This window comes from Alkalibacterium sp. s-m-28, from assembly GCF_054658175.1.
In genome coordinates, this window is the sequence record NZ_BAAGIQ010000054.1 from 1 (window position 1) to 15,636 (window position 15,636).

Genomic DNA, 15,636 nt, shown 5'->3' on the forward strand with positions numbered 1-15,636 from the left:
AGTCCAATGGGACAACTGAAGAAAATGTTTGGGTAATGAAACACACAGAATGAGCCATTTTAATATTAAAATTGAAGAGTTACCATCTCTAGAAAAAAAGTTTCCGCCAAAGTCTTGACACATACAATTTCCACTTTTATATTTCTAATTGTTTCCTAATATAGTATACTAGTCAGACCATCCTTTTTAGGAGGAAAAAATAGAGGTCTTTAAAGGACAAAATTTAGGGGAGGAATTTATTATGAAAAAGATGCATTCACTTAAGTTCGGGCTGGTCCCGAAACTGCTTCTGGCTATTCTACTGGGGGTTATTGTCGGTCAGATCCAGTTCATACCTGACTTTATTCTGCAGATCCCAGTCACTGTATCAAGTCTGTTCAGCAGTCTGCTGTCTTTCATTATTCCATTGATGATCGTAGGGTATGTGGTCAAAGGGATTTCAGATATCTCACAAGGGGCAGGAAAGCTTTTAGGCCTTAATGCCCTGCTTGCCTATTCATCGACTTTGATCGCTGGGTTCATCGCTTATTTCCTGGCGTCTTCACTCTTTCCGCTCTTTATAGATGCGTCGGTGAGAGACACTGTACAGGAAGAAACTGCTGCCTTGGAACCACTATTTACTTTGCCGCTCGATCCATTATTCGGTGTTACATCGGCTATCGTCTTCGCTTTTCTTTTTGGCATATTTATTTCATGGCTGCGTGAAGATGGCAAAGGAGAAACCATGTACCAGTTCTTTAATGATTTCGGGGAAATCATTACACTAATTTTGAAATCTGTCATTATTCCGCTACTACCCGTTTTTATTTTCGGTAACTTTCTAAATCTAAGCTATACTGGAACGGTCTTTTCATTACTATCCGTATTCTGGCGTGTCGCCTTGATCGTGATTGCTCTCCAGCTGCTTCTTATTACGATCATGTTCGTACTGGCAGCCCTATACACTGGGAAAAATCCTCTCACACTTATGAGAAATCAGATTCCCGCCTATTTCACTGCCTTAGGGACACAGTCATCGGCTGCAACGATTCCGGTCAATATGGAATGTGCACGTAAAAATGGAGTATCCAGAGAAATTCGTGAATTCGTCATTCCCTTGAGCGCCACGATCCACCTCATGGGAAGCATGGTGGCCATCACGTCCTGTGTGACAGCTGTACTACTGATGTTCGACATGCCGTTTGGGTTCGGTATTATGGCCAGTTTCATTGCCACTCTAGGAGTTGCCATGGTTGCCGCTCCGGGAGCACCGGGGGGAGCTATCATGAGTTCCCTGCCATTCGTCTATATGGTCGGCATCGATCCGACTGGTACTCTGGGCAACCTGCTGATTTCACTTTATATCACTCAGGACAGTTTTGGCACGGCCGCAAACGTTTCGGGTGACAATGCGCTCGCTTTGATTATTGACAAAGTATATGCCACATACTTCCTTAAAGACGTCCCTGCTGTACAAGATGATGTAGTTCCAGAAGTATCAGAACTGTAAAGATTTTACTAATGATGGGAACCCAGCATATAGCTTCCGGGTTCCTTTTTTTATATCCAGATGCGTCGTGCCGTACTGTTCAATAACTAATTTACTTAAAAATATTTAACAGACACAGGTTCATCTCTCAGTAGCTGTCGGTGCGGTTGAATGCCTCATAAGTTGTGTTTATGAGGCATTCATACCTGTTTTAGTTAGACGAGTGCCTCATATCACAGAGTTATGAGCGATTCGCTGCTCTTTTACTATGCTGAACACCTCATATACGACTAATATGAGGCATTCGCCTGATCATTCCAGTCTCTGCACGCATCCAGTCCCGGTATTTGGCCCATCTCATCTCTTGAAGTAACGAAAAGACACTGGCCCGCGGGCCAGTGTCTTCCTCTTCATCTTTATTAGTGCGTTGATTGCTTTATTTTCCCATTGCCTCGATCAGTCGTTCTGCACTTTGCTTGCCGGAGCGGATAGCTCCTTCCATAAAGTGTGGGAATTGAGGCGCCAGTTCAGTGCTGGCAAACACAACTTGTTCAAAAGGCACACCCAGGAAGTCATCTGCATCCTCGTTGCCTTCAGTGTGCACCATCGCACCGTATCCCCCACCGGTGTACGGCGAGTCGACCCAGATGCTTTCTTCTATATCTTTATAGCCTTCTGCCTCTTCCCCAAAGACATCAATCAGGCGATCCAGAGCGAAATTCTCTCTGACCTGCGGGGGAACTTTGACCAGATCTTTGGCCTTGTCTCCACCAATGAACATCGTCAGACGGTTTTCATCTTCACCATTTGATGAGTCCATGACATTGACGCCTTCGTTTCCAACATAAATGACACCGAATACCTTCTTCTCTTTTCCACCAACTTTATGATGTCTCCAGAAATCTTCGTCGTACAGGAAAGTCAGTTTGATGACTGAGCCATCCAGGAAGCTGTCCAGAGCTTCACGGAAGTGGTTCTGAAGAGATTCCGGCATGTCGATACGGTTGGCCACGGTCGGTGGAATCGCCAGTATCAGTGCACGTCCCTCAAACGTATTCCCGTGTTCAGTTTTAATATGATAGGTCTCTTCGATTTTATCGATTGAAATTACCGGCTCGTGATAATAGATCGCATCACCCAATTGACCTGTCAAATGAGTAATCACATTATTCAAGGGACCGCTGGCCTGATATTTAAGCTCACTTTCTCGCGTCGTGATCCGGCTGATCAGTTTTCTTGCTGCTTTGGCATTGATATAGTCACTGCTTACAGTCGTTTCAGCAGCAATGTAACTCTTCAGCATTTTCTGTTCCCACTTGTCTTCTATCGACTGGCTTAAAACTGTTGATAGTGGTGAGTGTTCTTCAAGTTCATAATCATTCAGCAGCTCCTGATTTTCAGTTATGCTGAAATTGATCGCTTTCTTGTTTTTCTCGTTGATAACGATCGACTCATCTGCCAGGCGCGTGTCTTTCAGTTCCATGCCGGCTCCCTCGATCAGGCTGATCATTTCTGTCATATCCTTGTTGACAAACTGAGCCCCTTTTTCATAGAATCGTTTGCCATCTTCAGAAAACTCGGTATAGACCTTTCCGCCTGCGCGATCGCTGGCTTCGAGCACTTTAAATGAAAATCCATTTTCCTTCACTTTTACTGCGGCAGATAACCCTGCCAAGCCGGCTCCGACGATCACTACATCGACCGGTTCATTTTTATGTCTGTACATAAGCTGTCCTCCTGAAGGGCTTCCCTTACCTTTTTATTTTCGTTTAAACACATGATGAGTCAGATATTTTTCTATTTCCACTACGATAAAGACGATCAGTCCAAGCCCAATAGGGAATAGCCAGTAGATCGCTTCTATCGGATATAACCCGAGGGCCTCGCTTAAAAATGGCACATAGGTGACAGCGAGCTGAAACAGGATAAGCAGAGCCGAAACAATGAAGGCTGCCTTATTATCAAAGAAATGCCTGTTCAAGCTGAAATGCCGCTCATTTCTCACATTGAAAAGATGGAAGATCCAGAGATTCACTCTTTTGATCGGCTTTTTTAGCCAAAGTAATCAGACAGCCTTCCATCGGATCTCCTCTGACGAGCCACTACCCTTTGACGTCGGACTGCTTGCCAGTTTCCTCATCAATCAGTTCACCTTCAGGCTTATAGCCCGTGCCGGTTACATCAATAAGTTTATCACGGGTAATGGCTGATTTCACTGTCATTTCATTTCTTTGTCAAAGTACCTGTCTTATCTGAACAGATCACCGTGACCGCTCCGAACATTTCAACCGACGGCAAAGTCCGCATGATTGCTTTCTTGTCTGCCATCGTCTGTACACCCAATGCCAGGATGATTGTTAGAATAGCCGGCAGTCCTTCCGGTATGGCCGCCACTTTCAATCCGATCACTGACAGAAGCAGCTCTTCCCGTTCGTAATCATGAATAATCAGCCTGAAGCCGAACAATACAAGAGCCAGAACCAGAATGACGATTGAAATCATCTTACCGAACGTATCGATCTGCTGGAGGAGAGACGTCTTCATGTCCTCTACTTCTTTCATGCTTCGATTGGTCTGACCGATTACAGTATCCTCACCTGTTGCGACGACAATTCCTCTAGCTGTCCCGGAAGAAATAGATGTTCCTGAAAAAACCATGTTTGTCCGGTCTCCGAGTACTGTTTCTTCTGGCAATGCGGCTGTCTGTTTTTCGACTGAGGCTGATTCACCAGTCAGAGGACTTTCTTCTGCTTTCAGACGCTCAGCCTGATAGAGCCTCACATCAGCCGGAACTTTGTCTCCGGCTTTCAGAAGAACGATATCGCCGGGCACAAGGTTTTTTGAATCGATTTCTGCCCTGTTCCCTTCCCTTAATACAGTAGCCTGAAGTGACAGAAGATTACGGATACACTCCAGCGCTTTTTCGGCTTTGTTCTCCTGAATATAACCGATCACAGCATTTATGACAGCCCCTGCTGCTTATCGGTGCCAAAAGACTCCATGATGGATTCCACACTCATGTGATGTCATTTATTATCTATAGACATAACACTCTCCTCCTAATATCAGTCTTCTGAACGGATTCGACCTGTTATCTATCTATTCTGAAACAACCTCTCTCTTTACTTATAGAATACCACAGAACGGCATTCTAATGTTCTCTCATTAATTACAGTATTGCTTTTTTCTAAGTAGAAAATCCGATCAGTACTCCTTTATTTCAGAAAGGTGTATAGTTTATTTCAAAAAGCTTAATCTCACTTAGACTTAGTAAGTCCTAGCCTGGAGGTCAAGCCTTATAATTGAAGTTTTGACATGTGTGGAGTACCCTTTACAGTAACGAGACTTAATCGCTATCAAAAAAATTCAGATTTCACAGGAGGGATTTATCATGGATTTAGGGATAAAAAACAAGGTTGCACTGATCACAGGAGCTGCTGCCGGTATTGGTAAAGAAACGGCCCGCTTGTTTCTGGCAGAAGGTGTAACTGTCGTACTCACTGACATCAATGAAGAAAAACTGAAAGAGACCATAGACTGGCTTGATTCTAAAGCCACCCTTTATTCCTACCCGGCAGATATAACAAATGCAGACGATCTGAAAGCCTTACATGATTACATAAAAGAGGAGGTTGGAGAGATCGATATTCTAGTGCAGAATGCTGGAACGGTCGGTGTCCAAGGACTCTTTCATGAAATCAATGATGCAGGTTGGGTACAGACGATCGAAGATGATCTGCTTGGACCGGTACGTGTCGTCCGGGAATTCCTACCTGATTTAAGAAGCAAGGGCTGGGGACGAATCGTCTTTATTTCATCCGAAAATGGGCTTCAGCCATACAAGGACGAACTGCCCTATGACTGTTCCAAAGCCGGCATCCTGGCTTTTTCAAAAGGACTGTCCAGAACCTATGCCACGGAAGGACTGCTCGTCAACACTGTCTCTCCAGCTTTTATTGAAACCCCAATGACCGATAAGATGATGGAAAAACGGTCAGAGAAACTGGGTGTCTCATTTGAAGAAGCCATTGAGTCCTTCCTTGACGAGGAACGCCCGCATATTGAACTGAAGCGTCGCGGAAAAGTTGAAGAGGTCGCTCCAGTGATTTTATTCTTATGTTCAGATAAGGCATCTTTTGTAAATGGATCCAATTACCGCGTCGATGGTGGTTCAGTAGCAACAATATAACACTAAACGATAAAGGAGAACGCACAGATGACACAAGATTCAGTAAAACATTTTGATTATCTAATGGTCGGTGGAGGAACAGTAGCAGGGTTTGCAGCCAAGGGAATCCGAGAAGTTGATAAAGATGGAACGATTGGTATTATTTCTTCAGAAAATGATTCACCTTATACTAGACCTGCTCTAACTAAAAAAATATGGATAGATGATGACTTTACAGAAGAAGATGTTCCCTTTCATACCGAAGAGACAGGTGCAGAGATTTTTCTTCAGACCACTGCTGTCTCTATAGATAAAGAAAACAAAGCAGTTCGGACCAGCGATGGCCATACATTCAGTTACGGAAAATTGCTTCTGGCAACTGGTGGACAGCCACAACGCATTGAGGGGCCCGATGATTCTCGCGTGCTTGCGTTCAGAACATTCGATGACTATCGCACTTTAAGAAGTATTTCAGGTTCTGGCAATCATGTTATAGTCGTTGGAGGTAGTTATATTGGTACTGAACTAGCAGCTAACCTTGCACTGAATAACACCAAGGTCACTTTTATTTATCCCCAGGATACACTTAGTGACAATCGTTTGCCTAAAGAACTAGCCGAAGAATACGAGAACACGTATAAAAATCATGGCATCAAGCTGATTAGTGGAACTCGAGCTGTATCTTACGATAAAGATGGCGACGACCTAGTAGTCACTCTTGATAACGGTGAGAAAGTGTATGGAGATGCAATTGTATTAGGTCTTGGTGTCAAACCTTTACTAGAGCTTGCAGAAGAATCGGGTCTTGAAGTTGATGAAGGGGTAGTAACTGACACATACCTTAGAACATCTGATCCAGACATATTCACTGCAGGAGATATTGCCTACTACCCAGACCCAATTCTTGGACGAAATCGTATTGAACATGTGGACCATGCTCGTAAATCTGGCACTACTGCAGGAAAAAATATGGCTGGTGCTCAGGAGCCTTATGACTATACCCCTTATTTCTATTCAATGGTCTTTGATATTTCTTGGAAAGCAATCGGTACGCTAGATCCCGAGCTTGATTATTACATTGACGAAGTGGATGGCGGCAAGGTCGTCTACTATCTTGAAGACAATAAACCCGTCGGCATCCTGACTTGGAATGTGGACCCCGATCTTGATGAAGTCAGGAATGTTTTAAGTAATCCTCCTGAATCAAAAGATGCACTAAAAGGACTAATTAGAGAAAAAGAAGACAGTGAATTAGGTTAAAATAAAAGCACTATCCATATAATGTATCTGATAAAATACATTATCACAGGAAAGAAGCCAGCAGCTCTAAAAGAGTTCAGCTGGCTTCTTTTCTACTATTCAAAGAGAGTATTTTGTACTCGTGAATATTTTTATTCAAACGCATCACGGTGTTCCTCGAAGAATCGTTGGTATGTCCGGACATTTCCCAGATCTGTCCATTTTCTGACAGTTGCCGGCTCTGAGTCCAGATCGATTATTTTAGCACCTTGCATCGCCAGAAAGAACGGTGAATGGTTTGAAATAATAAACTGACAGTTGAAAAAACGGGCCGAGTCCTCAATATACTTTTTCAGCTCAAGCTGCCGTTCAGGGGACAGACTGTTTTCAGGCTCATCGAGCAGGTACAACCCGTTCTCTTCTATCTTATCTACAAAATACTTGAAGGCACTTTCCCCATTGGACTGTTCTCTTATATTGTTCATCAAATTATCTCTAACAAATCGAGACTGCGTTTTTCGTCTGGTTTCGTTCATCTTTTTCAGCTGCTCATAGTCATCCAATGACTTCAACTGGAACTGGGCATATTTCGTTTCCAGATAATCCTCAAACATCTCTTCTCTTTTTTCATCAATGGCTTCATTAACCGACCGCAATGTCAGCACATAATCAAATACGTCATCACTAGTGATGATTCGCTTGAAATCCGGTTCGTCAGAGGCCGGCTCAATGCTGCAGTATGCAAGGTAGTCTTCAAAGAATGACGACTTGTTATACAAGGCATCGCGTTCTGCTCCAATCTTTTCAGCAATGACATTCAAAGCAGTCGTCTTCCCGGACCCGTTGCCGCCATAAAGAATCGTGATCGGCACACAGTCTATTCGCTCCAGCTGTTTTCCGGACAGCACCTGAAAGGGATAAAAAGTCGTATAGACTTTGCGCTTGATCTCAATGAAAAAAGAAAACTCAGCTTCACTTGAAGGAAATGTTACTGCATGCAAAAACATAGATACACCTGCTCATTCTGTTGATTGATTAATTTTGTTCGATTACTTCGCGACTGTCATTCATCGTATGGGCGAACGCACTGATTGTCTCTTCTCTGATTTCAGAAACATCTGCTTAACTTTAGCTACTTTTCTGACGATCATTTTTTCGACAAGATTCATCGTATCGAAATGAAATTCTCCTCCGAAACACGCCCTCACCAGCGCAGCCTCTCGCAGCTCCTCCGGATAATTGGTCTCCAGCTGTTCTCTTAACGTATGCTCTTCCTGCATCCCACAGATGAAAAGACCCAGCCGCTTTTCTTTCAGTTCATTGAGGTGTATATCGGTGAAGGCTCTTACTTCCTTCAGTATCTGACCAACATACACAGGGCTCCCCACAACTACCGTGTCGTATTTTGACAGATCCAAGTCAGTCTTCTGATTGACATTGATTCTATCGACTTCTCCACTTAAACGGTCTACAAGCATTTGAGCACACGTCTCCGTACAGCCATGCTTGCTCCCGTATAGGATCAACGTGTTCATTCTGAAGTCCTCCTTATTATACTGCTGAACTTTGTATGTATAAGTAATGTGTGCGCTCAAACAACATGTGGAGGTTCCCCTTCATTCGTTAGTGGTTAAACCTTATATAAGTCGAATGAATCAAATAGCAGATAAGGAAGCAGCATGACTCCCCATGAGATAATTCCTGCAGAAATGAAAATTGGCCAGCTGGATCCAGATTCCAGCAACCTGTCTGCATGCATCATTTCGCTGAGAACTGTACCAATGATAGCCGCAATCCCAATACATAGCGGCCACCATAGCGCCCACTTTTTCATAGTTAATCTGACACAATCTCCCGGACTGATTTTGAGTTTATTGCTTTTTATTCTGTACTGCTTTACCTGAAGAACAGACTGTCGCCTATTCAGGTTAATGTGCTTTGTTTCTCCATTGGCAATTTTTCCAACGACATCGCCATCCAGCCTTAACGAAAAATATGTGCCTTTCTCCCAGAAATGTTCCTGTCTGATTACTTTGACCTGCACTGTATCTCTCCTTTTTATGTAAGTATCAAATTAATTCTAATATTACAAGTTGTGCTTATTCCTTATACAGGATATATTTTTCAAATAATAAGTTGGGGATAACGATCAGAATACTGATTACCAATGCAATTATTCCACCAGTCAACCAGAGAGAGAACTCTTCCAGAAAATTATGCAGGCGAAGCTGTGATATGATGAATAGACTAAGAAAAGTAATAAGTCCTGTGAAAACTGGTTCCCAGTGTACCCACTTATTGAACTTAATTTTGACTGTGTCACCAGGATTGACCGTCAGCTTGTTGCTCCTGTTTAGTCAGCTCAATGTCGACGGTCTCATCCCCGTTTATTTCCGCGACAACTGCTCCATCCAGCCTGACCTTCACTTTGCTGTTTCCAGTAAAATAACGTTTTGGTCTCGTCAATGTAACTTTCATTAGTCTCTCCCCCGATTGTATAAAGGCTTTACTTTATGTTTTTCGAACAGCTTTTTTCCATATTAAGATATTATACTGATAAATGACACACTTAAAGCAGTCAGCCATATAATAAACAACACAATAAATCCTATTCGAGAGTACTGGTCCCTTCTAGTCAAAACAAGAGCCCCACTTTGTGCAAAAAGGATAAAGGCTACTTCGTTCAATTCTTTGCTTTGAAAAATACCTATAAATAGAATAATTACTGCAGCTATTATTACCGCATAGTTTCCGCGCTTAAATGCTTTCAGCTCTCTATGTACTTCTTCTTTATTATCCAAAAGAACACCTCTTCTCTATACTATTATCTGACCTAATTGTAAAGATAATGAAAGAGGTTTTCAATCGGATTGATGTATATTTTTTATTAATATTATCGTTCATTAACCGAAAACTATACTTCTCTTTTTAGTGCCCACTCAACTGGATTTTTATTCCGGGTGGTCACTAATCTCTGAATTACTGCCTACTCAGATAAAAAGTAAGTTTCACTTGTCCATAATCTGCAGTCTTTTCACCACTCAAGTAAGCTCCGAATCTGGGTGGACAATAATCAGTAAATCATTGCCCACTCATAGCCTGAACATGTTTGAGTGGGCAATAAAAGGCTAAAACCCACCCCGAGTTCCATCGATCAGCTTGAAGTAACTGTTAAATAAAGAAATAGCCTTCCAGCGGTCTGGAAGGCTACCTTATTTTACTTAAAGACTGAAGTCCAATTCTGGTCCAACGGGAACGATGCCTGTCGGATTGATGTTCTTATGGCTGCGGAAGTAGTGTTCTTTGATATGTCTGAAGTTGATCGTATCCGAAACACCAGGCATATTGTAGAGTTCTCTTGTCAGGCGCCATAGATTGTCGTAATCCGTTAAACGTCTGATGTTACATTTAAAGTGTGTATAGTAGACACTGTCGAAACGGACGAGTGTCGTAAAGAGTCTCAAGTCAGCTTCTGTCACCTGGTCACCTGTCAGATAACGAGTTTTCCCAAGACGCTCTTCCATTTCATCCAGCGCTTCGAACAGTTTAGTTACTTCTTCATTGTATACCTCTTGTTTAGTCGCGAAACCGGCTTTATAAACCCCGTTGTTGATGGCCCCGTAAACTCTGTCGTTGATGGCATCAATGTCGTCACGCAAGTTTTCAGGATAGTAGTCGCCTTCTTTGGCGCCCACTTCGTCAAAGGCAGAATTCAGCATACGCATGATTTCTGATGATTCATTATTGACGATTTTGTCCTGCTTCAAGTCATAAAGAACAGGCACGGTAACTCGACCGCTATATTCCGGTTCTACATGCGTATAGATTTCATACAGGTAATCCGCATCAATAAGTGGATCTTTAACGACCCCTTCATCGTCTTCAAAAGTCCAGCCGTGTTCAGCCATCAGTGGATGCACCACTGACACGGAAATCATGTCTTCAAGGCCTTTCAGTTTACGCATGATCATGGTTCGGTTAGCCCATGGGCATGCATTTGAAATGTATAAATGATAGCGCCCGGCTTCAGCCTTAAAGCCGCCTTCACCACTTGGTCCCGCGCTGCCGTCCGCTGTCACCCAGTTTCTGAACTGCGACTCTTCTCGGATAAACCGCCCGTCATTTTTTTCCGTATCGTACCACTTGTCGTGCCACTTTCCATCTACTAATAATCCCATAATATCTTCCTCGTACATTTATCAGTTAGTTTACACTTGTAATCGTTAAATTAAGTATAGACCCTCCTTGGTTAATTGTCAACTTATATACCGATCGACAAGCTTATTAAAGACATTGCAATTCAAAAAAACTGCTCCTACGCAAGTGCAAGAGCAGTTTTTTCTTGAGAGATGAGTTAGTTAGCTCCGGCCAGCATAAGCTTTATTCGGTTAAGCTGGTTGACGATGGAGAGACCCGGATCGTAATCTACCGCTGTGATATTGGCGTGCGGATACTGGCGTCTGAATTCTTTCATCATGCCTTTGCCGACAATGTGGTTCGGCAGGCACCCAAACGGCTGCATAATCAGGATATTGGAGACACCGTTCTCAAGAAACTGAACGACTTCCCCGGTCAGGTACCACCCTTCTCCGGTATGGTTCCCGATGGATGTGATTGCCTGTGCACCCTCGGCAATGTCATAGATGGAATGGAAAGGTGTAAAGCGTTCCGATGCTTTAAGTGCCTGATTCATCGGTTTTTCTGCCAGCTGAATAAGTTTAATCAAAAACTGGGAAATGGCTTTATTCTTTTTAGAAAAGCCAAGCTGGTCTGCCTTATACTGCAGAGTATATAAATTGTAATTCATAAAGCCAACCAGGTCAGGAACGACGACTTCTGATCCTTCTTTTTCCAGTAATCTGACGACATCGTTATTGGCTGTCGGCGAATATTTGACCAGTATTTCGCCAACGATACCTACTTTCGGTTTATTGGTGTCCACAATATCGATGGCTTCAAAGTCTCTGATAATCTTTTTCATATTCTTATTGAATTCTCTTATGCTCCCATTATGAATATTGGTCTTCACTTTTCTAACCCATTTCTGGTGAAGGGCATCCACAGAGCCTTTGACGACTTCATACGGACGTGTCCGGTAGACTACTTTCTGGAAAAGATCCCCATAGAGGCTGGCGATGGAAGTCCGCATAATCAACGGCAAGGTAAGCTTAAAACCATCCTGTTTCTGGGTTCCTTTATTTCCTGCAGAAATGGACACGACCGATGTATCTGGAAAACCAGCATCATTCAGCGCTTTTTCAAGGAGTGGAATATAGTTCGTTGCCCGACAGCCCCCACCCGTCTGAGTGAGCATGACTGATGTATGATTCAAATCATATTGCCCACTTTTCAGTGCATCCACCAGTTGACCAATTGTGATGATTGCCGGGAAACAGGCATCGTTATTGACGTATTTCAATCCTTCGTCCACACCTTCAGACCCCGTATCCTCAGTGATCTGGACAACGTTATAGCCGGAGGCAACGAAGGCTTCTTCTATCAGCCCAGTCTGATGAATCGGTGACATCATCGGCAGCAGAAGCGTGTGTGTGTCCTTCATTTCTTTCGTAAAGGTGATGGTTTCAGGTAAATCATATTTTTTTAAAGGTCTGATGTGCTGTAGGTTCCGCTCTTTCATGGCGGCTTTGAGCGAGCGTATACGGATGCGAATCGCGCCGAGATTCGATGTTTCATCTATTTTCAGGACCGTATGAATCTTTCCGTACTGCTCCAGAATGTCCTGGACCTGTTCGGTCGTGACCGCATCCAGGCCGCAGCCGAAGGAGTTCAGCTGGACCATTTCAATGTTCGAAAACTTCGTCACCACGCGCGCTGCGGCATACAAGCGGGAGTGATAGGACCACTGATTAACCACCCGCAGTTCTCCTACCTCCTGCAGATGAAAGACACTGTCTTCAGTCAGCACATGAAAACCTTCTTCGTTAATGACATTGGCAACGCCATGATTGACCTCAGGATCCACATGATACGGACGCCCAGCAAGAACAATCCCCTGCTCATTATGGGCTTTCATGTAATGAAGGGCCTCTTCTCCCTTATTTTTCATATCCCCTTTAAAGGATTCCAGCTCAGACTTTCCAAGCAGATAGGCCTCTCTAATTTCATCCTTCAAAATACCTTTGTCCTTGAATGTTTCGTAAAGCACCTCAATGACATGACGGTCATTCAACAGATTCAGATGCGGGTGACGGTAATCCACAGCCCCCTCTCTTATTTCATCCACATTGACAGAAATCAGGTCAGGGTAAGAGATGACTATCGGACAGTTGTAGGAATTGACCGCTGTCCGCTCTTCCTGCTGCTGATAATTGATACAAGGGAAAAAAATTAAGTCCGGTTTTTTTCGAATCAGCTGCTTGACATGACCGTGAACCAGTTTAGCGGGGTAGCAGACGGTATCATCTGGAATGGTATCAATGCCGTCCTCATACAACTTCTGATTGGACCGGCCGGATAACTGAACACTAAAGCCGAGTCGGTTAAAGAAGGTCGCCCACAGCGGATAGTCTTCATACATATTCAGCACACGCGGAATGCCCACGACTCCTCTAGGTGCATCTTTTTTGTTCAGTGTCTTGTATTCAAACAGACGCTTATACTTGTACTCATACAGATTAATGCGTTCCTTTTTCTCTCTTCCTTTCAGATGCATATCAGCTCCTTTTTCACAGCGATTTCCTGTGACAAATCGTCTGCCGTCCTTGAAAATCGTCATGGTCAATGCACACTTGTCCGCACATAAAGTACACCTTGTAAATTTCTTCTCAGCGGTAAATTCTTCCAGTTCCTTCAGTGACAAAAGTGTTGAACGGTCTTCTCCTGTATAACTTTCCAGTGCAATCAGCGCACAACCATAGGCCCCCATCAGACCAGCCAGATTCGGTCGCACCACTTCCCGGCCGGAAATCAGTTCAAAGGCTCTCAGAACTGATTCATTATTGAACGTTCCACCTTGACAGACTATCTTTTCTCCCAAATGCCTAGGATCCTTGACTTTAATCACTTTAAATAAGGCATTTTTAATTACAGAAAGCGACAAGCCGGCAGATAAATCCGCTACACTTGCCCCTTCTTTCTGCATCTGCCTCACTTTGGAATTCATGAAGACTGTACAGCGAGAACCTAAGTCAACGGGCGCCCGAGACGTTAACGCCGCATCAGCAAAGTCATACACATTGTAATTGAGTGATTTGGCGAGTGTTTCAATAAAGGACCCGCAGCCACTGGAACAGGCTTCATTCAGCTTAATCGAAGACAGTACGCCCTCTTTAACTGTCATGGCCTTCATATCCTGACCGCCGATATCCAGAATAAAATCCACACCTGGCTGGAAACGTTCAGCTGCTTTATAATGACAAATAGTCTCAACTTCGCCCTGATCTACTTTCAAGGCATTCTTAATCAGTGCCTCACCGTATCCTGTCGTAACAGAACGGCCGATATAAACGTCTCTAGGCATTTCTCTGTAGAGCTGTTTCATAATACTAATTGTCTTATTCAATGGGTCGCCGTCATTGGAGTCGTAATACTGCCACAGCACTTCTCCTTCAGGATTTATCAGAGTGACCTTTGTCGTCGTTGAACCGGCATCAATCCCCAAAAAGGCAATGCCTTTATACGTTCGTAATGGCTGCTCTTCAATTTTAGCCTGCCCGTGGCGTTTTCTGAACAACAGCAGTTCCTCTTCAGACTTGAACAAGGAATTCAGACGAACGGAGGGATTGAGATCAAGAATAGTATCGTCACTCAACTGTTCAAGCAGTTCTTTGAAAGAGATCGGTTCGGTCTCCTTGGCATCATAGGCTGCACCCATTGCTACAAAGAGCTGTGGATCTTCAGGAAAAACAACATCCTGCTCGCTCACTTTAAGTGTCTCGATAAACCGCTGACGCAGCTCACTTAAAAACGTAAGGGGGCCACCTAGAAAAGCTACTTTCCCTTTAATTTTGCGTCCAGATGCCAGACCGGCAATGGTCTGATTCACTACCGCTTGAAAAATAGAAGCAGCAATATCTTCCCGAGCGACTCCATCATTTATCAGCGGCTGGACATCCGTCTTTGCAAACACCCCGCAGCGTGAAGCAATCGGATACAGCTTCTTGTGTCCTTTCGCCAGTTCATTGAGTCCCTCAGCATCTGTATTTAAAAGCATCGCCATCTGGTCGATAAACGCGCCGGTTCCGCCTGCACAGCTCCCATTCATCCGCTGCTCCATCGATGCCCCGAAAAAGGTAATCTTTGCATCTTCTCCGCCCAATTCTATGGCCACATCTGTTTCTGGGATCATATGCTCTACTGTTTTCGAACACGCAATCACTTCCTGAATAAAGTCGATTTCCAGTGCTTCTGCAATACCAATCCCGCCAGATCCGGTCACTTTCATATGGAGAGGATTATCGTGAAACACCTCACTAGCAAAACCGACTAAACGTCTGGCAGCATCTTTTATATCTGAATAATGCCGTTCATAGCGTTTAAATAGTACGTGATTCCATTCATCCATAACGACCAGTTTAATTGTTGTTGAACCAACATCTATACCAGCAAAAACCTTTTTTTGCTCCATAGTTATCCACTCCTTTAGACTCCCATTCGTCGTGCTGAAACCGACTCTTCTATGTGTAAAATAGTTGTCGGAAAGTAAAATAGTAGGGCAAGAAATTAAAGTAGACAAAAAGAAAGAAGACCCTTAATCTAGAGATAACCACAAATCCAGAAAAGAGGTCTTCTTATGAATCAA

General features: G+C 43.6%; 13 protein-coding genes. 3 read left to right on the top strand and 10 right to left on the bottom strand.

Features of this window, described 5'->3' with window-relative positions:
* Positions 1-250 precede the first annotated feature (250 nt).
* Positions 251-1,489, top strand: coding sequence for a dicarboxylate/amino acid:cation symporter (locus ACYQ4S_RS08065; protein WP_346024905.1), 1,239 nt, complete (start codon positions 251-253; stop codon positions 1,487-1,489).
* Positions 1,490-1,904: 415 nt separating this feature from the next.
* Here ACYQ4S_RS08065 and ACYQ4S_RS08070 read toward each other — a convergent pair whose 3' ends face one another.
* The 3 genes from ACYQ4S_RS08070 to ACYQ4S_RS08080 all read right to left on the bottom strand — a co-directional run bounded on the left by ACYQ4S_RS08070 (position 1,905) and on the right by ACYQ4S_RS08080 (position 4,423).
* Positions 1,905-3,194, bottom strand: coding sequence for a flavin monoamine oxidase family protein (locus ACYQ4S_RS08070; protein WP_459770471.1), 1,290 nt, complete (start codon positions 3,192-3,194; stop codon positions 1,905-1,907).
* Between the two features lie 33 nt (positions 3,195-3,227).
* Complete coding sequence (locus ACYQ4S_RS08075; protein ID WP_459770472.1) at positions 3,228-3,503, bottom strand: cation transporting ATPase C-terminal domain-containing protein; 276 nt, start codon at positions 3,501-3,503, stop codon at positions 3,228-3,230.
* Positions 3,504-3,691: 188 nt separating this feature from the next.
* Positions 3,692-4,423: an HAD-IC family P-type ATPase gene (locus ACYQ4S_RS08080; protein ID WP_459770473.1), complete on the bottom strand. Its 732-nt coding sequence runs from the start codon at positions 4,421-4,423 to the stop codon at positions 3,692-3,694.
* 436 nt (positions 4,424-4,859) lie between these two features.
* Here ACYQ4S_RS08080 and ACYQ4S_RS08085 point away from each other — a divergent pair, with 436 nt between their 5' ends.
* Together ACYQ4S_RS08085 and ACYQ4S_RS08090 are read left to right on the top strand one after the other, a co-directional pair.
* Entirely contained in the window at positions 4,860-5,657 is a 798-nt protein-coding gene (locus tag ACYQ4S_RS08085) for an SDR family NAD(P)-dependent oxidoreductase (RefSeq protein ID WP_459770475.1), read from the top strand.
* Between the two features lie 27 nt (positions 5,658-5,684).
* On the top strand, positions 5,685-6,896 hold the full coding sequence (locus tag ACYQ4S_RS08090) for an NAD(P)/FAD-dependent oxidoreductase (protein WP_459770476.1): 1,212 nt from the start codon (positions 5,685-5,687) through the stop codon (positions 6,894-6,896).
* Positions 6,897-7,027: 131 nt separating this feature from the next.
* On the opposite strand, the gene ACYQ4S_RS08095 is transcribed toward ACYQ4S_RS08090, so the two are convergent.
* From ACYQ4S_RS08095 to ACYQ4S_RS08125, 7 genes are all read right to left on the bottom strand, one after another.
* A complete protein-coding gene (locus tag ACYQ4S_RS08095; protein WP_459770477.1) occupies positions 7,028-7,882 on the bottom strand; it encodes an AAA family ATPase in 855 nt (284 codons plus the stop codon).
* 60 nt (positions 7,883-7,942) lie between these two features.
* A complete protein-coding gene (locus ACYQ4S_RS08100) occupies positions 7,943-8,410 on the bottom strand; it encodes a flavodoxin domain-containing protein (RefSeq protein ID WP_459770478.1) in 468 nt (155 codons plus the stop codon).
* Positions 8,411-8,505: 95 nt separating this feature from the next.
* On the bottom strand, positions 8,506-8,919 hold the full coding sequence (locus tag ACYQ4S_RS08105; RefSeq protein WP_346024887.1) for a hypothetical protein: 414 nt from the start codon (positions 8,917-8,919) through the stop codon (positions 8,506-8,508).
* 275 nt (positions 8,920-9,194) lie between these two features.
* Positions 9,195-9,353, bottom strand: a complete 159-nt coding sequence (locus tag ACYQ4S_RS08110) for a hypothetical protein (protein WP_346024886.1) — start codon at positions 9,351-9,353, stop codon at positions 9,195-9,197.
* 62 nt (positions 9,354-9,415) lie between these two features.
* On the bottom strand, positions 9,416-9,676 hold the full coding sequence (locus tag ACYQ4S_RS08115) for a hypothetical protein (protein WP_459770479.1): 261 nt from the start codon (positions 9,674-9,676) through the stop codon (positions 9,416-9,418).
* A 420-nt stretch (positions 9,677-10,096) separates the two neighbouring features.
* Positions 10,097-11,053, bottom strand: coding sequence for a glutathione S-transferase family protein (locus ACYQ4S_RS08120; protein ID WP_459770480.1), 957 nt, complete (start codon positions 11,051-11,053; stop codon positions 10,097-10,099).
* 176 nt (positions 11,054-11,229) lie between these two features.
* Entirely contained in the window at positions 11,230-15,462 is a 4,233-nt protein-coding gene (locus ACYQ4S_RS08125; RefSeq protein WP_459770481.1) for an acyl-CoA dehydratase activase-related protein, read from the bottom strand.
* Positions 15,463-15,636: the final 174 nt, after the last annotated feature.